The organism is Flavobacterium sp. J49 (assembly GCF_011742145.1).
GTDB lineage: Bacteria > Bacteroidota > Bacteroidia > Flavobacteriales > Flavobacteriaceae > Flavobacterium.
The window spans coordinates 83,486-102,990 of the sequence record NZ_JAAQQU010000104.1 but is presented as its reverse complement, the minus strand read 5'-3'; the positions used below and the strand labels follow the sequence as shown (position 1 = coordinate 102,990).

Annotated in this window: 21 protein-coding genes; 12 read left to right on the top strand and 9 right to left on the bottom strand. The window is 38.2% G+C overall.

The genetic code is table 11. The features are described from left to right. Nucleotide 1: 1 nt before the first annotated feature. The 5 genes from HA632_RS07010 (at nt 2) to HA632_RS06990 (ending at nt 5,651) form a co-directional block, all read left to right on the top strand. Nucleotides 2-712 (top strand): geranylgeranylglyceryl/heptaprenylglyceryl phosphate synthase, encoded by a 711-nt coding sequence (locus HA632_RS07010; RefSeq protein ID WP_176306485.1) that lies wholly within the window; start codon nt 2-4, stop codon nt 710-712. After that, entirely contained in the window at nt 712-1,329 is a 618-nt protein-coding gene (gene pnuC / locus HA632_RS07005; RefSeq protein WP_176306484.1) for a nicotinamide riboside transporter PnuC, read from the top strand. The genes HA632_RS07010 and pnuC overlap by 1 nt, the downstream gene beginning before the upstream one ends. Then, complete coding sequence (locus tag HA632_RS07000; protein ID WP_176306483.1) at nt 1,296-2,897, top strand: DUF4301 family protein; 1,602 nt, start codon at nt 1,296-1,298, stop codon at nt 2,895-2,897. The genes pnuC and HA632_RS07000 overlap by 34 nt, the downstream gene beginning before the upstream one ends. Further along, nucleotides 2,887-3,288, top strand: coding sequence for an alternative ribosome rescue aminoacyl-tRNA hydrolase ArfB (arfB, locus tag HA632_RS06995; protein WP_176306482.1), 402 nt, complete (start codon nt 2,887-2,889; stop codon nt 3,286-3,288). Before HA632_RS07000 ends, arfB begins: the two co-directional genes overlap by 11 nt. 227 nt (nt 3,289-3,515) lie before the next feature. Further along, nucleotides 3,516-5,651 carry a TonB-dependent receptor gene (locus HA632_RS06990; protein WP_176306481.1) on the top strand — a complete coding sequence of 712 codons (2,136 nt, stop codon included), beginning with the start codon at nt 3,516-3,518 and terminating at the stop codon, nt 5,649-5,651. A 32-nt stretch (nt 5,652-5,683) separates the two neighbouring features. Here the strand turns inward: HA632_RS06990 and HA632_RS06985 are convergent, their stop codons facing one another. Further along, complete coding sequence (locus HA632_RS06985; protein WP_176306480.1) at nt 5,684-6,103, bottom strand: hypothetical protein; 420 nt, start codon at nt 6,101-6,103, stop codon at nt 5,684-5,686. Nucleotides 6,104-6,264: 161 nt separating this feature from the next. Here HA632_RS06985 and greA point away from each other — a divergent pair, with 161 nt between their 5' ends. Then, nucleotides 6,265-6,741, top strand: a complete 477-nt coding sequence (gene greA / locus HA632_RS06980; RefSeq protein ID WP_176306479.1) for a transcription elongation factor GreA — start codon at nt 6,265-6,267, stop codon at nt 6,739-6,741. Nucleotides 6,742-6,784: 43 nt separating this feature from the next. After that, nucleotides 6,785-7,174 (top strand): HIT family protein, encoded by a 390-nt coding sequence (locus HA632_RS06975; RefSeq protein ID WP_176306478.1) that lies wholly within the window; start codon nt 6,785-6,787, stop codon nt 7,172-7,174. Between the two features lie 32 nt (nt 7,175-7,206). On the opposite strand, the gene HA632_RS06970 is transcribed toward HA632_RS06975, so the two are convergent. After that, complete coding sequence (locus HA632_RS06970) at nt 7,207-8,349, bottom strand: PAS domain-containing sensor histidine kinase (RefSeq protein WP_176306477.1); 1,143 nt, start codon at nt 8,347-8,349, stop codon at nt 7,207-7,209. A gap of 191 nt (nt 8,350-8,540) precedes the next feature. Here HA632_RS06970 and HA632_RS06965 point away from each other — a divergent pair, with 191 nt between their 5' ends. From HA632_RS06965 to aat, 3 genes are all read left to right on the top strand, one after another. Next, complete coding sequence (locus HA632_RS06965; RefSeq protein WP_176307159.1) at nt 8,541-9,416, top strand: flavin reductase family protein; 876 nt, start codon at nt 8,541-8,543, stop codon at nt 9,414-9,416. Nucleotides 9,417-9,418: 2 nt separating this feature from the next. Further along, nucleotides 9,419-9,796: a DUF3127 domain-containing protein gene (locus HA632_RS06960; RefSeq protein WP_176306476.1), complete on the top strand. Its 378-nt coding sequence runs from the start codon at nt 9,419-9,421 to the stop codon at nt 9,794-9,796. A 116-nt stretch (nt 9,797-9,912) separates the two neighbouring features. Continuing rightward, on the top strand, nt 9,913-10,548 hold the full coding sequence (aat, locus tag HA632_RS06955) for a leucyl/phenylalanyl-tRNA--protein transferase (RefSeq protein ID WP_176306475.1): 636 nt from the start codon (nt 9,913-9,915) through the stop codon (nt 10,546-10,548). 45 nt (nt 10,549-10,593) lie between these two features. On the opposite strand, the gene HA632_RS06950 is transcribed toward aat, so the two are convergent. The 6 genes from HA632_RS06950 to rplM all read right to left on the bottom strand — a co-directional run bounded on the left by HA632_RS06950 (nt 10,594) and on the right by rplM (nt 14,837). After that, entirely contained in the window at nt 10,594-11,154 is a 561-nt protein-coding gene (locus HA632_RS06950) for a DNA-3-methyladenine glycosylase I (RefSeq protein ID WP_176306474.1), read from the bottom strand. After that, nucleotides 11,144-11,794, bottom strand: a complete 651-nt coding sequence (locus HA632_RS06945; RefSeq protein WP_176306473.1) for a queuosine precursor transporter — start codon at nt 11,792-11,794, stop codon at nt 11,144-11,146. The genes HA632_RS06950 and HA632_RS06945 overlap by 11 nt, the downstream gene beginning before the upstream one ends. Nucleotides 11,795-11,914: 120 nt before the next feature. Further along, on the bottom strand, nt 11,915-12,883 hold the full coding sequence (tsf, locus tag HA632_RS06940; protein WP_176306472.1) for a translation elongation factor Ts: 969 nt from the start codon (nt 12,881-12,883) through the stop codon (nt 11,915-11,917). Between the two features lie 114 nt (nt 12,884-12,997). Continuing rightward, nucleotides 12,998-13,819 (bottom strand): 30S ribosomal protein S2, encoded by an 822-nt coding sequence (gene rpsB, locus HA632_RS06935; protein ID WP_176306471.1) that lies wholly within the window; start codon nt 13,817-13,819, stop codon nt 12,998-13,000. Between the two features lie 176 nt (nt 13,820-13,995). Then, the gene (gene rpsI, locus HA632_RS06930; RefSeq protein WP_176306470.1) at nt 13,996-14,382 is read right to left on the bottom strand and encodes a 30S ribosomal protein S9; all 387 of its coding nucleotides are present in this window, start codon (nt 14,380-14,382) and stop codon (nt 13,996-13,998) included. Further along, on the bottom strand, nt 14,382-14,837 hold the full coding sequence (rplM, locus tag HA632_RS06925; RefSeq protein ID WP_162127061.1) for a 50S ribosomal protein L13: 456 nt from the start codon (nt 14,835-14,837) through the stop codon (nt 14,382-14,384). Before rplM ends, rpsI begins: the two co-directional genes overlap by 1 nt. A gap of 272 nt (nt 14,838-15,109) precedes the next feature. On the opposite strand from rplM, the gene HA632_RS06920 reads away from it, so the two are divergent. After that, a complete protein-coding gene (locus tag HA632_RS06920; RefSeq protein WP_176306469.1) occupies nt 15,110-16,132 on the top strand; it encodes a LacI family DNA-binding transcriptional regulator in 1,023 nt (340 codons plus the stop codon). Between the two features lie 72 nt (nt 16,133-16,204). After that, nucleotides 16,205-18,877, top strand: coding sequence for a DUF5916 domain-containing protein (locus HA632_RS06915; RefSeq protein WP_176306468.1), 2,673 nt, complete (start codon nt 16,205-16,207; stop codon nt 18,875-18,877). A 21-nt stretch (nt 18,878-18,898) separates the two neighbouring features. On the opposite strand, the gene HA632_RS06910 is transcribed toward HA632_RS06915, so the two are convergent. Beyond that, nucleotides 18,899-19,375 (bottom strand): nucleoside deaminase, encoded by a 477-nt coding sequence (locus tag HA632_RS06910; protein ID WP_176306467.1) that lies wholly within the window; start codon nt 19,373-19,375, stop codon nt 18,899-18,901. Nucleotides 19,376-19,505 lie beyond the last annotated feature (130 nt).

The window sequence follows — 19,505 nt, the reverse complement described above, 5'->3', positions numbered from 1 at the left end:
AATGGAGATATACCAAGCAATAGTTCAATCCAAATCCCAAAAGCAAAAACGATTAGCCATCCTTTTGGATCCTGATAAATTGACGGTGGAATGCCTTTCAGATTTAGTTACCAAAATTAATCAAACGCCGGCCACGCATATTTTTGTTGGCGGAAGTTCTTTTGAAGGAACTCATTTAGACGAAATGATTCTTTTACTGAAGCAAAAAACTAGTTTGCCGGTACTACTTTTCCCCGGAAATCCTACCCAAATTTCCGCACAAGCTGATGGTGTCTTATTTCTGCAATTGCTCTCGGGTAGAAATCCGGAATATTTAATTGAACACCAAATTAATGCAGTTCCCATTTTAGAAAAAAACCAATTAGAAATCATTTCAACCGGTTATATCCTTATCGAAAGCGGAAGCGAAACTGCTGTGGAAAGAGTGAGTCAAACCAAACCATTAGACCGAAATAATGCGGACTATGCAGCCCAAACCGCCAAAGCCGGAGAATTTATAGGAAACAAATTAATCTACCTCGAAGCGGGAAGCGGCGCACAAAAAGCCGTTCCTTTGTCGATGATAACAACGGTGGCTCAAAGAATTTCAGTGCCCTTAATCGTTGGTGGCGGCATTCGGTCCAAAAAACAAATTGAGGATGCTTATAACGCCGGAGCTGATTTAGTAGTCATTGGGACGGCATTTGAAAATGACCTAAACTTTTTTGACTAATGCTTGAATTCCTGTTTTCCCAGTATAAAAACTATCCAACCCACGAAATAGTATTGGAGTTGACGGCTATAATTTTCGGATTATTAAGCGTTTGGTTTGCCAAAAAAGATAATATTTGGGTATTTCCAACAGGAATAATCAATACGGCAATTTATGTTTATTTATTGTGGAAATGGTCCTTGTTAGGCGATATGATGATAAATTTTTACTATGTCGTCATGAGCATTTACGGTTGGTATCATTGGACCAGAAAAAAAGATAACGCAGTGCAATATCCTATATCCGGAATGACTTTGTCAGAAAAGAAATGGTCGCTTGTCATATTTGTGTTAACTATTCTTTTTGTGGTCGCGGTTTACACAATTTTTGATAAATTTACCCATTGGACATCCTACCTTGATACATTCGTAACAGGAATTTTCTTTGTAGGCATGTGGCTGATGGCCAAACGAAAAATAGAGAATTGGATTTTGTGGATTATTGGAGATATTATTTCCATTCCCATGTACTTGGCCAAAGGCTATTCGTTTACCGCTATCCAATATTTAATATTTACAATTATTGCCGTTTACGGCTATATAGAATGGAAGAGAATTTTACAAGAAAAGAGAGCTTAGCCAAAAAATACGGATTAACGGCAAACGACTTTGAGCAAATCAAAGCGCATGGCGTTGCTTTGGATAAACTGGAAGGCGAGCTTTTGTTGTTTCAATCGGGAATACCGAAAATATACCTCGAAAGACCGGCTACGATTGGAGACGGTATTGTTAAATTAACCCGAGAAGAGTTTGAAAAACAAGCTTCTTTTTTCGACCAAAAAAAGTCAAATCTCAAACTCAAAAAGTTTGTTCCGGCTTCGGGAGCAGCGAGCAGAATGTTTAAATTTTTGAACGAATTTTTAATCGAATTCGATCACGAAAACGAAACCATCAACGCCTACATCAATCGAAAAAAAGACAAAAATCTCCCGACTTTTTTAGCCGGAATTGAGAAGTTCCCTTTTTACGAAGAAGTCAAATCCAAAATAAAACAAGTTCACCCCAATTATTATTCGCTCGAAAGTCACGAGAAAAGTTATCACTTTATCAAATTGATGTTGGCTCACGATTATTTTGATTTTGCCAATAAACCCAAAGCTGTGCTGGATTTTCATAAATACAACGACCACATTGCCACACCGGTGGAAGAACATTTAAACGAATGTGCCTTTTATGCCTCGTCTAATCTGGAATCGCACTTACACTTTACGGTTTCAGAAAACCACGAAGATTTATTCAAAAAAGTGATTGATAAAGTCAAAGAAAAAGTAGAAGCTAAATCAAAAACCAAACTAAACGTAAGTTACTCATATCAAGACAAAAGCACCGATACTATTGCGGTTCATCCGAACAACCAACCGTTTCGCAACGAAGAAGGGTTGTTGGTTTTCCGTCCCGGAGGTCATGGTGCACTGATTAATAATTTGAATGACCTAGAGGCTGATGTCATTTTTATCAAAAACATCGACAATGTCATTCAGAATCATATCGAAGAAATTACGCTTTACAAAAAAGGCTTAGCCGGTATTTTACTCGAATTGCAAGAAGAGGTGTTTCAAATATTAAACGCTATCGACCGCAAAGAAGTGAAGGAAGAAAACATGGCCGTTATCATCGCTTTTATGAAGCAAAAGTTGAACATTGACGTGTTGGATGATTTCTATAAATACACTTTAGAGAATAAGATCGATTTCATCAAGAACAAACTGAACCGCCCGATTCGCGTTTGCGGGATGGTTAAAAACGAAGGCGAACCCGGTGGCGGACCCTTTTGGGTAAGAAGCTTTAAGGGCAATGTTTCGTTGCAAATTGTAGAAAGCTCACAAGTCGATACACACGATTCAGAGCAAGGCACCATTTTAGCTAAAGCCACCCATTTTAATCCGGTAGATTTGGTTTGTGCTACTAAGAATTATAAAGGACAAAGGTTCGATTTGACCCATTTTGTAGACCATAGTACCGGTTTTATTGTCCACAAAAATAACAGAGGAAAAGACATCAAAGGCTATGAATTACCCGGGCTTTGGAACGGCGCTATGGCCAAATGGATTACTGTTTTTGTCGAAGTCCCATTGGTTACTTTTAACCCGGTGAAAACAGTTAATGATTTGCTCAAACCGGCTCACCAACCCCAATATGAAAACTGATCTAATACTCACGGAACTTCAATTTAAGGCTGTCAGAAGTTCTGGAGCCGGCGGACAAAACGTCAATAAAGTGTCCTCCAAAGTAGTGTTGACTTTCGATTTAAAAAATTCGCAGGCGCTTTCAGTCGAAGAAAAAGAATGGCTTTTGGTTAAATTGGCCACCAGATTAACTTCGGAACAAATTTTAATCCTAAACTGCGACGAAGACAGAAGCCAACTCAAAAACAAAACCATAGTTACCAAACGATTTTTGGAACTAATCAATAAATCTTTAATTGTTCCGAAGAAAAGAAAAGCGACTAAAATTCCGCGTTCGGTTATTGAGAAAAGAATTAAAGCCAAACGCAATCTATCCGAGATTAAGCAAAACAGAAGAAAACCACATTTTTAAATTTTGGAATTTGTTTTTTGATTATTGGAATTTATAACTCTATCTTTGCCACGTCTCAAAGGGGTGCTCTAAATAACGAGCTGAGATTATACCCAATGAACCTGAGCAAGTAATGTTGCTAAGGGAAAAATGACAAACAAGAGTGCACGCTTTTTGTCATAGGAACAATCATTTTTTAATTTTAACCAAAGAATAATTGCCCCTTTTATTCGTAACTTTATTTACGAATGAAAACTTTATTCACTTTTTTAAGAGCAAAAACAACTGTTTCTTGCTTCTTGCTTTTTGCTTTTAGCTTCTCTTTCTCACAAGAAAAGCCAAAAGATTCCACCAAAGTCAACGCACTTGACGAAGTGCTGGTTTCCGCCGTTCGCGTCACAACTAAAACACCGGTTTCTTTCAGCAACTTAGACAAAAAAGAAATCAAATTCCGCAATCTCGGGCAAGACATTCCCATCCTGATGAATTACATGCCGTCGGTTGTAACGACTTCCGATGCCGGGAATGGCGTAGGTTATACCGGAATTCGTGTTCGCGGAAGCGATGCGACCAGAGTGAATATTACCATTAATGGCATTCCCTACAATGACGCGGAAAGTCACGGAACTTTTTGGGTCAATATGCCCGATTTTGCTTCTTCCGTGGAAAGTTTGCAACTGCAACGAGGCGTGGGCACTTCAACCAATGGCGCCGGAGCTTTTGGTGCCAGTTTGAACTTGCTGACGGATAGTTTTGCCCAACAGAGCAATGGTGAAATTTCAAATTCGTTTGGGAGTTTTAATACCCGAAAACACACAGTGAAATTTAGTTCAGGCTTGTTGAACAATCGTTTCGAACTCGCCGGAAGATTGTCTAACATCGATTCGCAGGGTTATATAGACCGCGCGGCTTCGGACTTGAAATCCTATTTTTTACAAGGTACTTATGTGGGGAAAACCACTTTAATCAAAGCTTTGGTTTTTGGCGGAACCGAAAAAACATACCAATCTTGGAACGGAATAGATGGTTTTACCATGAACGAAGACCGTACATTCAACTCGGCCGGAATGTATACCGATGAATTTGGGAATACACGTTATTATGACAACGAAACCGACAATTATCAGCAAGACCATTACCAATTGCACTGGAGCGAAAGGGTTTCAGAAAACTGGAGTACAAACTTGGCCTTACATTACACTAAAGGAAAAGGCTACTACGAAAATTATAAAGAAGATGCCGATTTCGGAGACTATGGTTTAACACCAATTGTCATTGAAAATACCACAATTAATACAACTGATTTGGTCCGCCAAAAATGGTTAGACAATGATTTTTACGGAACAACTTTTTCGGCTAATTATCGAAAAGACAAACTTGATTTGATTCTTGGTGGTGGTTGGAACAAATACGAAGGCGACCATTTCGGTAAAGTAATTTGGGCACGATTTGCCTCTACCACCGAATTAGGAGACCGTTATTACGATGATTACGCAGTGAAAACGGATGGAAATGTTTTTGCCAAAGCCAATTATCAAATTACAGAAAAAATCAGCTTGTATGGCGATTTACAATACCGAACCGTAAACTATGAAGCCAATGGTGTTCAGGCGGATTTGGTAGATGATCGCTTTAATTTCTTCAATCCAAAAGCCGGTTTGAACTATAATTTGAATGGGAAGAACACCTTTTATTTTTCGTATGCCAAGGCCCATCGTGAACCCAACCGCACCGATTATGAAGGAGGCAATGCCAAACCGGAAAAGTTGGATGATTTTGAATTAGGCTGGCGGTATGTTTCCGACAAAGCCCAAATCAATACCAATGTTTATTATATGGCCTACAAAGACCAATTGATTCTAACCGGAAATTTAGACGACGTCGGCAATCCAATTCGCTCCAACAGCGAAAAAAGTTACCGTTTAGGGTTGGAAGTAGATGTGACTTTGGAATTGAACAAACAACTAATCATTCGCCCGAATTTTACTTTGAGCCAAAATAAAAATCTGGATTTGAACGTTTCAGGAGACAACGTCGGAACCAAAGATATCGCTTATTCGCCTTCAATTATAGCCGGAAATATTTTGGTTTATAAACCTTTGGAAAGCTTGCAAATATCATGGTTGTCCAAATTTGTCGGTGAGCAATACATGAACAACATTGAGTTGCCTTCAGCCAAATTGCCCGATTATTTTGTAAACGATTTGAATGTTGCTTATGAAATTAAGCCCAAATCCATTTTTAAATCGGTTGTTTTAACCGGTTTGGTCAATAATGTGTTCGACAGAAAGTATGTGTCCAACGGATATATGTGGGATGTTTACCCTTATTATTATCCGCAAGCCGGAATCAATTTCTTAGCGGGATTGACTTTGAAATTCTAAATAAAAAGCCGAACAGAACTGTTCGGCTTTTTTTAATTAGTTATGATTAACGTGTTTCCGCTAATATCTACACGATATTGTTTCATAGGATATTGTTGTCCCGGACTTTGACCCGAGAATAAATTGTAAACCGTATTATCGCAATCACACGTGGCTTCAATGCCACTGATAGACATCGGCGTAGTGCAAGAAGCAAAAGCCTGATTAGGACAAGCCAAATCAAAAGCTACAAATCCGCTGCCGTTATTGAAAACCACTATACCTCTGGCGCCTTGTGAATAATCGACAATATGATTGCTCGGAAACTGCAAATTGCTATAACCGGGCAAACTCATATTGATTTGCAAATAAACGGTATAATTAGGAATGTTGGGATTGCGATTATTAATGCTGCCACTTTCACACCCAAAGACAAAAGGCAACAATAATAGCAGAACGATTATCTTTTTCATATAAATTTATTGAATTACTATAGCGAAACAAATTTAATTTAATTAACTTTGACATACGTTATACAACGTAAACAAATTTGAAATAAGTTTAAAAATAATATCTTTGCAAAAAGAAATCCCGTTGCGATGGGATTTTTTCTATTTATATAAATGATGAAATTATGAGTACAGTATCGTATTACACGGCAGAAGGATTAAAGAAATTGAAGGACGAGTTAGAACAGCTTAAAAGTATAGAAAGACCAAAAGCTTCTCAAGCCATTGCAGAAGCCAGAGATAAAGGTGACTTATCGGAGAATGCAGAATATGATGCCGCTAAGGAAGCACAAGGAATGTTGGAGATGAGAATTGCCAAATTGGAAGAAGTATATTCTAACGCCAGATTGATTGATGAGTCCCAATTAGACGTTTCCAAAGCCTTGGTTTTGTCTAATGTAAAAATCAAAAACCAAGCGAACGGCATGGAAATGAAATACACTTTAGTGGCCGAAAGCGAAGCCGATTTAAAGACCGGAAAAATTTCGGTGAGTTCACCAATCGGGAAAGGTTTGTTGGGCAAAAGGGTAGGTGAAATAGCTGAAATCAGTGTGCCCAACGGTAAATTAAATTTTGAAATTTTAGAAATCTCAAGAGACTAATTGATTAGTATTCAGTGTTCAGTTATTTTTTTAAAACGATAGAATGAGTTCCATATTTACCAAAATAGTCAACGGAGAAATTCCGGCTTACAAGATTGCTGAAGATGATAATTATTTGGCTTTTTTAGATGTGAATCCCAATGCCAAAGGGCACACACTTTGTATTCCGAAGCAGGAAATCAATAAGATTTTCGACATGGAAGAAGCGCACTATTTAGGCTTAATGCAATTCGCCCGAAAAGTAGCTAAAGCCGTTGAAAAAACCGTTCCGTGCAAAAGAATAGGCGTGGCTGTTGTTGGTTTAGAAGTACCGCATGTTCACGTGCATTTGATTCCGCTTCACGATATGGATGACATGCGTTTCCAACGAAAAGTGACTTTGACTCAAGAAGAGTTCGAGGATTTAGCGAAAGCCATTCAAAGTAATTTATAAAAAGAAAATCCCGAGTTGTCGGGATTTTCTTTTTAGGCCTTTTTAAAGGTAACCTGCATAGTGGTGCCTTTGTCTATTTCAGAATGAGCGACTTTGATTTTGCCCTTGTGGTATTCTTCTACAATTCTTTTAGTTAAAGATAAACCCAAACCCCAACCACGTCTTTTGGTGGTAAAACCGGGTTCGAAAACGCGTTTGAATTGGTTTTTAGGAATGCCTTTTCCGGTGTCGGAAACCAAGATTTTCACATAAGTATTGTCGCTTTCAATGGCTACCGAAAGTTTGCCTCGGCCTTTCATGGCATCGATGGCATTTTTGACTAAGTTCTCTACAGTCCAACTGTGCAAAGCCGGATTGAGCAAAACCATAATCGGTTTTTTGGGCGCTTTGAAAGAGAATTCCACTTGTTTGGAAAATCTTGATCTTAAGTAATCAAATGATTGTTCGGTTTCTTCGATGATGTTGCGCCTTTCCAATATAGGTTCGGAACCTATTTTTGAAAAACGGTCGGTGATGGTTTGCAGTCGCGTGATGTCTTTTTCAATTTCAACGATGGTAGTCTCAGCCACGTTATCGGCTTTCATGATTTCGAGCCAACCGATTAAGGAAGACAATGGAGTGCCGATTTGGTGTGCGGTTTCCTTTGCCATTCCGGCCCAAAGTTTATTTTGCGTGGCCATTTTGGTACTGCGGTAGAAGTTGTACACCAAGCCACCAAAGAGAAAAATAATCAGCAACAAAGCCACCGGATAGTATTTTAGTTTGTTCAACAAGGAAGAGTCACCATAATACAAATTATGTGTCTTGCCTTCTGAAATTTGCATGACAATGGGGTCATTTTGATTTTTCAGTTTTTGCAAAAAACGGAGGAGTTTGTTTTTGTCTTTTAGAATATCTTCATCGATATTTTTGGTGTTGATGATAGAATCCTTTTCGGTGACTATGATAGGAATAGTGGCTGTTTGAATAATCTGCAAGGGTAAATCAACATCGGTATATTCGTTAGCGTTGATTAAGGTTTCCTGGGATTTTGCCCAAAGTTCCATCTTCAAACGTTCTTCGTTTTTAAAGATTTGGAAAAAAGAATAAGTGTTCCAGAGAATTAAAGCCACGATGACAAAGGATGCCATGATGATAATCCAACGGGTGGTGTTTCTTTTTTCCGAAAACTGCATGCTGAAATTTTTTATAAATATAGACAAAAGCGCCAAAAGTGCAAGACGATTTCTGTTTAGCCCTGATTGCCGAGCAAATCAACTTTGCAAAAGTTGATTGTAACAGAAAGCAGGAATACGGATTCCAAGAATGCCCTAGCCAATCGCTCCTGAAATCAATTAAAATTGTATTTTTGGGGAAAAGAAAAAATATGCTCAGTTTTGAACCTCATACACTGTCACCGGCGCAATTACAAGGGTATTTGCAAAGTGCGGTAGCGCCACGCCCGATTGCTTTTGCCAGTACGGTAGATAAAAACGGCAAGCCTAATTTGTCGCCTTTCAGTTTTTTTAATGTCTTTAGTTCGAATCCCCCGATACTGGTTTTTTCGCCGGCTCGTAGGGTTAGAAATAATACAACCAAACACACTTTGGAAAACTGTGAAGCGACCAAAGAAGTTGTGATTAATGTGGTGAATTACGATATTGTCCAACAAGCTTCCTTGTCGAGTACAGAATATGCCGAAGGCGTGAACGAATTTATCAAATCCGGGTTAACGATGTTGCCTTCAGATATGGTAAAACCGTTTCGCGTAGCGGAAAGTCCGGTGCAAATGGAATGCAAAGTCAATGAAATTATTGCGCTTGGCAATCAAGGCGGCGCCGGAAATTTAATTATCTGTGAAGTGGTGAAAATTCACATCAATGAAAACGTTTTGGATGACAAAGGTGCGATTGACCAAAGCAAAATTGATTTGGTTTCAAGACTTGGCGGCAATTGGTATTCGCGTTCGAATCAAGGGTTGTTTGAAGTCGAAAAACCGTTGGTGACATTGGGAATCGGCGTGGATGCAATTCCGGATTTTATCAAAAAAAGTCCCGTTTTTGATGGGAATGATTTGGGTAAATTAGGAAATGTAGAAGCCTTGCCAACCGAAGAAGAAATTACTATATTTGTACAACAGAATTTTGCGGTGAAAGGTGTTTTGAGTTCGGATGACGAGCAAAAAATACACCAAAAAGCAAAAGAATATTTGAATAATAATGAAGTGCTTTCGGCTTGGAAAGTGCTTTTAGCAAAACAATAATTATGGAAGTTACCGGAAAAATTAAAGTGATTAATCCTGAGCAACAAGTGAGTGCCAGTTTTAGAAAAAGAGAGTTAGTTGTGGCTACAGAAGAGCAATATCCACAGTTTATCAGTATCAATTTTGTGCAAGATAAATGCGATTTATTGAACAACTATAATGTAGGGGAAGCGGTAAAAGTTTCAATCAACTTAAGAGGAAGAGAATGGGTGAATCCGCAAGGAGAAACCAAGTATTTCAACGATATTCAAGGTTGGAGAGTAGAAAAACTACAAGCAGAAGCACCGGCTGCTCCGGGAATGGCGCCAATGCCACCGGCAGAAGCTTTTGCACCGGCTACCAACTTTAACGAAGAAGAGCACGACGATTTACCATTCTAGAAAATAGAGCAAAGAGTAAAGAACAAAGACCATTCTAACAGTTTAAATGTGCGAATGGTTTTTTCGTTTAATACTTTTCTTGCCTCTTGCTTCTTTCCTCTATTTTTCTAAAAAACATGTATTTCCTAACCAAAGATTTATACTTTCCACCGGTCGACGAAGCTTCTTATGAGGGCATTTTGGCCGTTGGCGGCGATTTGTCGACCGAGCGCTTGCTGTTGGCGTATCGCAATGGTATTTTTCCTTGGTTTAATGCAGATGAGCCGATTCTTTGGTGGTCACCTTCGGAGCGTATGGTAGTGGTGCCGCAATTGTATAAAGTTTCTAAAAGCACACGAAATTTATTGAACCAGAAAAAGTTCGACATCACTTTCAACCAAAGCTTTGAAGAAGTGATTCGGAATTGCCAACAAATAGAACGCAAAGACCAAGACGGCACTTGGATTACGGATGACATTATTGAATCTTATACTAACTTACACGAAATGGGTTTCGCCCAATCGGTTGAAGTTTGGCAAAATGGCGAATTGGTTGGCGGTTTGTATGGTGTCGATTTAGGACACGTTTTCTGTGGAGAAAGCATGTTTTCAAAAGTTCCGAATGCTAGTAAGATTGCGTTCGTGACTTTGGTTCAATACTTAAAAGAACATAATTACAAACTCTTAGATTGTCAAATTCACAACGACCATTTGGAGAAATTGGGTGCGTTTGAGATTTCCCGGGAGACTTTTATTAAGGTATTGAATAGTTAGTGTTCAGTAATCAGTGATCAGTTTTTTTGTTGACGCGACTCATAACTATTTCCTTTTCCAACAATCTTCCACGTGATCATTTACCATTCCGGTCGCTTGCATGTGTGCGTAAACTACCGTTGAGCCGACAAATTTAAATCCGCGTTTTTTCAAGTCCTTACTGATTTCGTCGGAAAGTGGTGTGGTGGCTTTAATGTCGCTCATTTTTTTAATCTTGTTGTCGATGGGTTTTCCACCGGTAAAATTCCAGATGTATTTAGAGAAAGTTCCGAATTCTTTCTGAACTTCCATAAACGCAATGGCATTGGTAATCGTTCCTTTTATTTTTAGACCATTTCGGATAATGCCTGCGTCTTGCATCAGTTCGGCAACTTTGTCTTCGTTGTATTTCGCTATTTTCTTGTAATCGAATTGGTCAAACGCTTTGCGGAAGTTGTCTCTTTTTTTCAAAATCGTGTACCAACTCAATCCGGCTTGGAAAGTTTCCAAAATCAAAAACTCGAATAATTTGTCGTCATCATACACGGGATTTCCCCATTCGTTGTCGTGGTAATCGCGGTATAAATCGTCTTTTTCGCACCAAGCGCAGCGTATTTTAGTCTCCATCTTTGGCAATGTATTTTTGAATTAAATAATGTCCTAAATAAATAAACGGTGTCATCCCGACGGCTATAATTAATTTAACAGTATAGCCCGTTAAACCTGAAATAATATAGGTTTTGGTGTCCATAATTCCCGGTAACCAAAACGCAATGCCCAAAACAATAAAGCTGTCAAAAAATTGTGAGATTACTGTTGAGCCGGTACTTCGCAGCCAAATCATTTTGTTGCCGGTTCTTCTTTTGACAAAATGAAAAATAGTAACATCAATTAACTGAGAAGCTAAAAAGGCGATGATACTGCCGACAATGATCAGTTGGCTTTGTCCAAAAACCGCATTGAATTGGTCTGTAGTCACCGAACTGATTCCGGTAGATGGAATTTTCATGGCAAAATACAAGATAAAAAAAGTATAAGCGATGAGTCCGGCGGTGATGAAGGAAAGTCTTCGTACTCCTTTTTCGCCGAAATATTCATTGATTAAATCGGTGGTGACAAATACGATTGGCCACGGTAAAATACCGATGCTCATCACGGCAGCGCCTACATCGATTAGTTTTCCGCCTATGAGTTCGGCCACAACGGCATTCGTAATAAAGATGCCGGCCAGCACCACATAAACGGTGTCTTTTTTGGATTGGAACATGAGTTTTGATTTACATACCTAATCAACCAAATGTACAGTTTTTTGTGAAAATAAAAAACCCCGATTCAAGCATGAACCGGGGTTTTAATATGGTGAATTAATAATTTTTAATTCTTGTGATTATCCCAAAGTAACTCTTTTGAAACCGGTGATTTCAACGTTGAAACTTTTCACATAATCGCTTACTTTTTTACTGTCATCTTTGATGAAGTTTTGATCCAATAAAGCTTTTTCTTGGTCTAAAGTAGTATTGTCAGAGATGAAACGTTGAACTTTACCCGGGATGATTTTATCCCAAATTTGTTCTGGTTTTCCTTCAGCTTTTAATTCCGCTTTAGCATCTTCTTCCGCTTGTTTTAAAACTTCTTCAGTTAATTGAGAGAAAGAGATGTATTTAGGAACATTTTTTAAAGTTTTACCTAAACGTTTTGCTTCTTCATTTTCTTTTTCGATTACAGCAATACGAGCAGCCAATTCAGAAGCAACGAAAGCTGGGTCAAAATCTTTGTAAGATAAGGTATCAGCTCCCATAGAAGCCACTTGCATAGAGATGTCTTTGGTTAAAACGTCAGCATTGGCAATTGGTGCAGAAATGGCAGTTAAGGCAGCAATTTTGTTCACGTGAACATAAGATCCAACGAAAGCGCCTTCTAAAATTTCAAAACCACCGATTTCGATTTTTTCACCGATAACACCAGTTTGCTCGATTAATTTTTCAGCCACAGTAATACCGTTGAAATCTGAAGCTAAAAATTCTTCTTTAGAAGAGAAGTTAATAGCTCTTTTAACTAATTCATTAGCCAAAGTTACGAAAGCTTCATTTTTACCAACGAAATCTGTTTCGCAGTTTAAAGTGATAATCGCTCCTTTAGTATTGTCAGCATTGATAAAAGAAACTGCAGCTCCTTCAGAAGACTCACGGTCAGAACGGTTAGCAGCCACTTTTTGTCCTTTTTCTCTAAGGATTTGTATAGCTTTATCGAAATCGCCTTCCGCTTCAACCAAAGCTTTTTTACAGTCCATCATTCCGGCGCCTGTAGTTTGTCTTAATTTATTTACGTCTGCAGCTGTAATTGTGATTGTTGACATAATATTTTTTAATTTAAAAGTTTTTTTAAAAGTAAATTACGAATTACGAATTTCAAATTACGAGTCAAAATAATCCGTAATTCTTAATTCATAATTCGTAATTATTTTTTTGTTTTATTCTTCAGTTTTAGTTTCGGTAGCTTCTACTTCAGGAGCCGCTTCAGCTTCAACAGCCGGAGCTTCTGCTACCGGAGCAGCTACTACTTCTACAGTTTCTTCAGCATCAACTTCAGGAGCAGCATCAGAAGTTCTGTTGGCTAATCCGTCTTTAACAGCGTCAGTTACTAAAGTTAAAATTTTATCAATTGATTTTGAAGCATCATCATTGGCTGGGATAACGTAATCTACTTCACGTGGATCAGAGTTAGTATCAACCATTGCAAAAACTGGAATGTTTAATTTTTGTGCTTCTTTGATTGCGATGTGTTCCGCTTTGATATCTACTACGAATAAAGCAGCAGGTAATCTTGACATATCAGCGATAGAACCTAAGTTCTTCTCTAATTTGGCGCGAAGACGATCAACTTGTAGTCTTTCTTTTTTAGACAAAGTCATGAAAGTACCATCTTTCTTCATTTTATCAATAGCAGCCATTTTTTTAACGGCTTTACGGATAGTAACGAAGTTAGTTAACATACCACCTGGCCATCTTTCAGTGATGTAAGGCATGTTACAAGCCAATGCTTTTTCAGATACGATATCTTTAGCTTGTTTTTTGGTAGCTACGAAAAGTATTTTTCTACCGGATGCAGCGATTTTTTTCAAAGCTTCGTTAGCTTCTTCAATTTTTGCTGCCGTTTTATATAGATTGATAATGTGAATTCCATTACGCTCCATATAGATGTAAGGGGCCATGTTTGGATCCCACTTACGAGTCATGTGTCCGAAGTGAACACCTGCTTCTAATAATTCTTTAACGTCAATTTTGTTTGCCATTGTGTAATAGTTTACGTTCCGTGTTATAGCAATCTTCAAGTAGTCACTTGCGTTGGTCTTGAAAATTTAGATGCTAAACTAATTCCCTTTTTACAAGGAATATCGACAACTTTGTTTTAAATTCTAATTTAATTGTAAAAAATAATCTGAAAAGATATTGCGGTAAAAACCGAATATTAACGTTTCGAGAATTGGAATCTCTTTCTCGCTTTTTTCTGACCGAATTTTTTACGTTCTACCATTCTTGGATCTCTGGTTAGTAATCCTTCTGGTTTTAGGATAGCTCTGTTTTCAGCTTCCACTTCACACATTGCTCTTGCAATAGCCATTCTCACAGCTTCTGCCTGACCTGTTGAACCACCACCGTATACGTTTACTTTTACGTCAAAGTTGTCAGCGTTGTTTGTCATAGACATTGGCTGTAATACTTTGTACTGTAAAGTAGCAGTTGGGAAGTAGTTGTTAAATTCTCTTTTGTTAACGGTAATTTTTCCAGTTCCTTCTGAAACATAAACACGTGCTACTGCACATTTTCTTCTACCGATTTTGTGAATAACTCCCATTACTTAAGATCGTTTAGGTTAACTGTTTTAGGTTTTTGAGCTCCTTGTTTGTGCTCAGTTCCTACAACAACATTTAAATTTCTGAAAAGTTCTGCTCCTAATTTGTTTTTAGGCAACATTCCTTTCACTGCTTTCTCAACAAGTAAAGCAGGGTTTTTTGATTGCAAAACCTTTGCAGTCAAACTTCTTTGTCCTCCTGGGTAACCTGTGTGACGAATGTAAGTCTTGTCGTCAAGTTTGTTACCGGTAAGGTTGATTTTCTCTGCGTTGATAACAATTACGTTATCTCCACAGTCGACGTGAGGGGTGTAACTTGGCTTGTATTTACCTCTTAAAAGCATCGCAACTTTTGAAGCAAAACGACCTAAGTTATGACCTTCAGCATCTACAATGATCCACTCTTTTCCAGAAGTGGCCTTGGTTGTAGATTGTGTCTTGTAGCTTAATGCGTCCATAATATTTTTTTAATTAAACATTCCATTCCCAATAAAGGGAGTGCAAAAGTACAATTATTTATTAATAAAGCAAATACCAATTTTCAAATTTTTTCACTAAGTGCGTGATTTTGGTTAAAATCCTTTAAATGAACAGACTTAGCACATCAAAAACTGTTCAGATTTGGGTCGAAAAAGTTTATAATTTTTGATGAATTACAAAGAACTTTCATTCTTGTATTGGAGGTAGCAGCAGAAATTTTACTATTTTTACACTTTAACCAACGAAAAAAATGAAATCGAAAGCCACCTTAAAACAAATTGCCAAAGAGTTAGGTGTTTCCGTTTCCACCGTTTCAAAAGCCCTGAACGGAAGCCCGGAAATCAGCGAACCCACCAAACAACGTGTGCAGGAATATGCCAAATTAAAAAACTACAAGCCCAATGTGATTGGTTTGAACCTCAAAAACAGAAGAACCAAAACCATAGGCGTAATTATCCCGAACATTTTGAATTCCTTTTTTGCCAAAGTGTTTAGCGGTATCGAAAAAGTAGCAGATGAAAAAGGCTATAAGGTGATTACGTGCATTTCAAATGAATCTTTGGAAAAAGAAATCAACGCACTCGAAATGCTCAGTAATGGAACCATTGACGGTTTCATTCTTTCGATAGCCGAAGAATCCCAAAAACTGCAAAAGTTCAATCATTTTACCTCAATTATTAATGAAGGCACGCCCATAGTAATGTTTGACCGTATTGCCGATGAGGTAAATTGTGATAAAGTTATCGTAGACGATTTTGAATCGGCTGTAAACGCAATGGAACATTTGATAAAAACCGGTTGCAAAAAAATTGCTTTGCTTTCTGCCATTGATGATTTAAGTGTTGGAAAGTTAAGAGCCAAAGGATTCTACAAAGCTCTGGAAGACCACGGCTTGAAAGCAGATGAAAACTTAGTGATTTTAGCCAATAATAACGAAGAATTCAATTCGAAAATCGGTGGCTTTTTTATCAAGAATAAACCCGATGGCGTTTTTGCGGTAGATGAACATGCTTCGGTAACGGCTATGAAACTCGGAATTCAAAATGGTTACAAAATCCCTCAAGAGCTTTCTGTAATTGGCTTTGCCGATGGGGTTTGGTCACGCAGAATGACACCAAGTTTGTCAACCGTAAGCCAACACGGTCCGGAAATAGGAGAAGTCGCGGCCCAATTGTTAATCGATAAACTGGAAAGCGAAGAAGAAACCTTCACTTTTACGACCACAACCATTAAAACGGAATTGCGTCAAAGAGATTCTACCAAAAGATTATAAAGTTAAAATTCATCAATTGATGTAACAATTATAGGATAGTGATGACTATTACATACAATCATCATCACTATCATGCAATCATCATCCAAGAACAAAGCTCGAATTGTTTTGAGTCGGGCCAAAAAAATCAAGATACTAGTTTTACTTGTCTTACCATTTGCGTCTGTCCAAGCTCAGGAAAAAAAGCCAATAGAGAAAAGAGTCTACACCACAAAGTTTTTAAAAGAAACTGCAGCGCCCGATATTGACGGAAAGCTGAACGATAATGCTTGGGATATTGTGGACTGGACCGGAGACTTTATTGAAAGAGAACCCGATGAGAATACCCCACCAACGGAGCAAACCAAATTCAAAATAGTGTATGACCAAAACTACCTCTATTTTGCTTTCCGATGTTATGACAAAGACCCCAAAAGTATTGTAAAAAGACTTTCCCGTCGAGATGGTTTTGAAGGCGATTGGATAGAAGTTAATATCGACAGTTACAACGATAAAAGAACAGGGTTTTCCTTTACTTCATCGGTTTCCGGAGTAAAAGGAGATGAATTTATTTCGGAGAATGGCAATAATTGGGATGGAAGTTGGAATCCGATTTGGATTTTAAAAACCCATATCGATGAGGAAGGCTGGACTGCCGAAGCCAAAATTCCGTTGAGCCAATTAAAATTTGGCAACGACAAAGAACAAGTTTGGGGATTGCAAGTCCAAAGGCGATTTTTCAGAGCAGAAGAACGTTCGGTGTGGCAGAGAATTACCCAAGACGCTCCGGGTTGGGTTAGTGAATTTGGCGAGCTGCGCGGATTAGTCAATATCGAGCCACAAAAACAATTGGAGATCCAACCCTTTGCGGTGTCCCAACTCAAAACCTATCCCAAAGAAGCAGGAAATCCATTCAGAGACGGTAATGACACCAAAATCAATGGTGGTTTAGACGCCAAAATTGGAATCACCAATGACTTGACTTTAGACTTAACTATTAATCCCGATTTTGGGCAAGTAGACGCCGATCCTGCAGCGATTGCCTTAGATGGGTTTCAAATATTTTTCCAAGAAAGAAGGCCGTTTTTTGTTGAAAACAAAAACATTTTCAATTACCAATTTGCAGACGGACAAGACAATTTATTTTATTCGAGAAGAATAGGAAGGCGTCCGCAAGGTTATCCCAACACAAGTGGCGGAGAATACATTGATATTCCGGATAATACAACTATTTTGGGCGCAGCCAAGTTTAGCGGGAAAACAAAAAATGGTTGGTCCATAGGTATTTTAGAAAGTTTAACCGATAAAGAATTTGCCAAAATTGATGACAACACCAATCAAAGAGAAGTCTTGGTAGAACCGATGACCAATTATTTGGTAGCCCGAGCGCAAAAAGATTTCAATAACAGGAATAGCTTTATCGGCGGTATTTTTTCGGCCACCAACAGAAATTTAGAAGGCAATCAACTGAATTATTTGAGAAAAGCAGCTTACACGGCCGGATTTGATTTTATGCACAATTGGAAGAACAGAAAGTACTACGTAAGCGGAAATATTGTGGCAAGTCAGGTTAGCGGCAGCAAAGAAGCCATCACCAGAACACAACGCGAGCTAACGCATTTGTTTCAAAGGGTTGACGCAGGTCATGTTGGCGTGGATGAAAACAGAACTTCCTTAACCGGAACCGGCGGTAAATTGGAAATCGGGAAATCAAGTGTCGGGAATTGGCGCTATTTCGGATTCTTTTCTTGGCGTTCTCCCGAGTTGGAACTCAATGACATCGGCTTTTTAAGACAAGCCGATGATATCAAACAAATAGGAATACTTACACATCAAACCTTAAAACCCAGTGGCGCTTTCAGAAGAATCAACACCAGATTTGAACAAATGACCACCTATGATTTTGACGGCAATCACAACCGAACCCAATATTCATTGAGTTCTAATGCCAATTTAAAAAACAATTGGTTTGTGAGTTATCAACTTGAATATAAGCCAAGAATCTTTACTAACACGGTTTTGCAAGGTGGTCCAAGATTTAGGTACTCGGAAGAAGTGATTAATTCGTTAAATTTTTCTACCGATTCCAGAAAAAAAATTCGTTTTGACTCCGGTCTTTTTTCGTCCCAAGGGAAAGACAATTCATTTTCTTATACAGAGTTCAATGCCGGAATCGCTTATCGTCCGATCAATGCGTTAACCGTTTCCATGTATCCGACTTATTCTATCAGTAAAAACAAAACGCAATATGTAACCCAAACCAGTTTTGGCAGTACACCAAGATATATTATGGCCGATATCGATCAAAGAACATTGAGTGCTTCAGTTAGGGTAGATTTTAATGTCAATCCGAACCTGACGATTCAATATTATGGAGAACCTTTTATTTCAAGGGGAAGATATAGAGATTTTAATAGGGTTACCAATCCGACAGCTAATTATTTCGGAGACCGAATAGAAGTGTTTAACTCAAACCAAATTTCATTTGACACCACCAGTGACACTTATTCGGTGGATGAAGATCTTAATGGCGCTACAGATTATACTATTGCGAATCCCAATTTTGCGTACGTTCAATTTAGGTCGAATTTGGTATTGCGTTGGGAATACATTCCCGGGTCCGAAATATTTTTGGTTTGGTCACAAGGAACCACCGGTTTGGGGAATCCAAAAGCCGATTTGTTCAACAGTTTAGACGCTCAAATATTAGGAAGAAAACCCGAGAATATCTTTTTGATTAAAGCGACGTATCGTTTTTTGCTTTAAGCAATCTTTTGAGTAAAAAGGCTAATAGGGATAAGCTACGGAGTCAAAATCGGGGTGCATTTTAAACAAGTCATATTGTAATCGCTTGTTTTTCATTTGTTGCAAATGATAATAATATTTCAAATCGTTTTTAAGATATTGGAACTTATCTTCCTTCCTTTTGGCAAAACTAAAGATGATTCTTTTGATTCCATATTCTTCAATAGCGCCTCGGCACATTGTGCAGGGTTCATAGGTGGTTAATACAATTAACTTTTCTCTATCTAAAGCCATGAATTTTTGGTAACCCAATTTTTTAAACCCGTCAGCAATCGCATTTATTTCGGCATGGCCTGATGGGTTATTGTTTTTTACCACATCATTATGGCCTTCGCCTATAATTTCATCATTGTATATTAGTAACGCCGCAACCGGAATATCTTTGGAAAGAAGACTCTTTTGGCCTAATTCGGTTAATTTGGAGTCGTATTGTTTGGCATCAAAATCGGGAGTAAACACATAAAAAAAGGATAAAAAAACAACACAACAAAGGCTATTGCAAAGCCAATAAGAAAGCTAATGAGTAAGGATGATTTTTTTTGGTTAAAAATTTTCATGAAAATTGATTAGTACCTCAAATTTACTTTTA

Bases quoted from the DNA above. Each gene is read 5' to 3' on its own strand.
- rpsB (WP_176306471.1), bottom strand. From the start codon at position 13,819: ATGGCAAACAAAATTGACGTTAAAGAATTATTAGAAGCAGGTGTTCAC.
- HA632_RS07010 (WP_176306485.1), top strand. From the start codon at position 2: ATGGAGATATACCAAGCAATAGTTCAATCCAAATCCCAAAAGCAAAAA.
- rplM (WP_162127061.1), bottom strand. From the start codon at position 14,837: ATGGACGCATTAAGCTACAAGACACAATCTACAACCAAGGCCACTTCT.
- HA632_RS06945 (WP_176306473.1), bottom strand. From the start codon at position 11,794: ATGTTCCAATCCAAAAAAGACACCGTTTATGTGGTGCTGGCCGGCATC.
- HA632_RS06960 (WP_176306476.1), top strand. From the start codon at position 9,419: ATGGAAGTTACCGGAAAAATTAAAGTGATTAATCCTGAGCAACAAGTG.
- HA632_RS06970 (WP_176306477.1), bottom strand. From the start codon at position 8,349: ATGCAGTTTTCGGAAAAAAGAAACACCACCCGTTGGATTATCATCATG.
- HA632_RS06915 (WP_176306468.1), top strand. From the start codon at position 16,205: ATGCAATCATCATCCAAGAACAAAGCTCGAATTGTTTTGAGTCGGGCC.
- rpsI (WP_176306470.1), bottom strand. From the start codon at position 14,382: ATGGGAGTTATTCACAAAATCGGTAGAAGAAAATGTGCAGTAGCACGT.
- HA632_RS06965 (WP_176307159.1), top strand. From the start codon at position 8,541: ATGCTCAGTTTTGAACCTCATACACTGTCACCGGCGCAATTACAAGGG.
- HA632_RS06985 (WP_176306480.1), bottom strand. From the start codon at position 6,103: ATGAAAAAGATAATCGTTCTGCTATTATTGTTGCCTTTTGTCTTTGGG.
- arfB (WP_176306482.1), top strand. From the start codon at position 2,887: ATGAAAACTGATCTAATACTCACGGAACTTCAATTTAAGGCTGTCAGA.
- greA (WP_176306479.1), top strand. From the start codon at position 6,265: ATGAGTACAGTATCGTATTACACGGCAGAAGGATTAAAGAAATTGAAG.
- aat (WP_176306475.1), top strand. From the start codon at position 9,913: ATGTATTTCCTAACCAAAGATTTATACTTTCCACCGGTCGACGAAGCT.
- HA632_RS06920 (WP_176306469.1), top strand. From the start codon at position 15,110: ATGAAATCGAAAGCCACCTTAAAACAAATTGCCAAAGAGTTAGGTGTT.
- HA632_RS07000 (WP_176306483.1), top strand. From the start codon at position 1,296: ATGGAAGAGAATTTTACAAGAAAAGAGAGCTTAGCCAAAAAATACGGA.
- HA632_RS06990 (WP_176306481.1), top strand. From the start codon at position 3,516: ATGAAAACTTTATTCACTTTTTTAAGAGCAAAAACAACTGTTTCTTGC.
- HA632_RS06975 (WP_176306478.1), top strand. From the start codon at position 6,785: ATGAGTTCCATATTTACCAAAATAGTCAACGGAGAAATTCCGGCTTAC.
- tsf (WP_176306472.1), bottom strand. From the start codon at position 12,883: ATGTCAACAATCACAATTACAGCTGCAGACGTAAATAAATTAAGACAA.
- HA632_RS06950 (WP_176306474.1), bottom strand. From the start codon at position 11,154: ATGGAGACTAAAATACGCTGCGCTTGGTGCGAAAAAGACGATTTATAC.
- pnuC (WP_176306484.1), top strand. From the start codon at position 712: ATGCTTGAATTCCTGTTTTCCCAGTATAAAAACTATCCAACCCACGAA.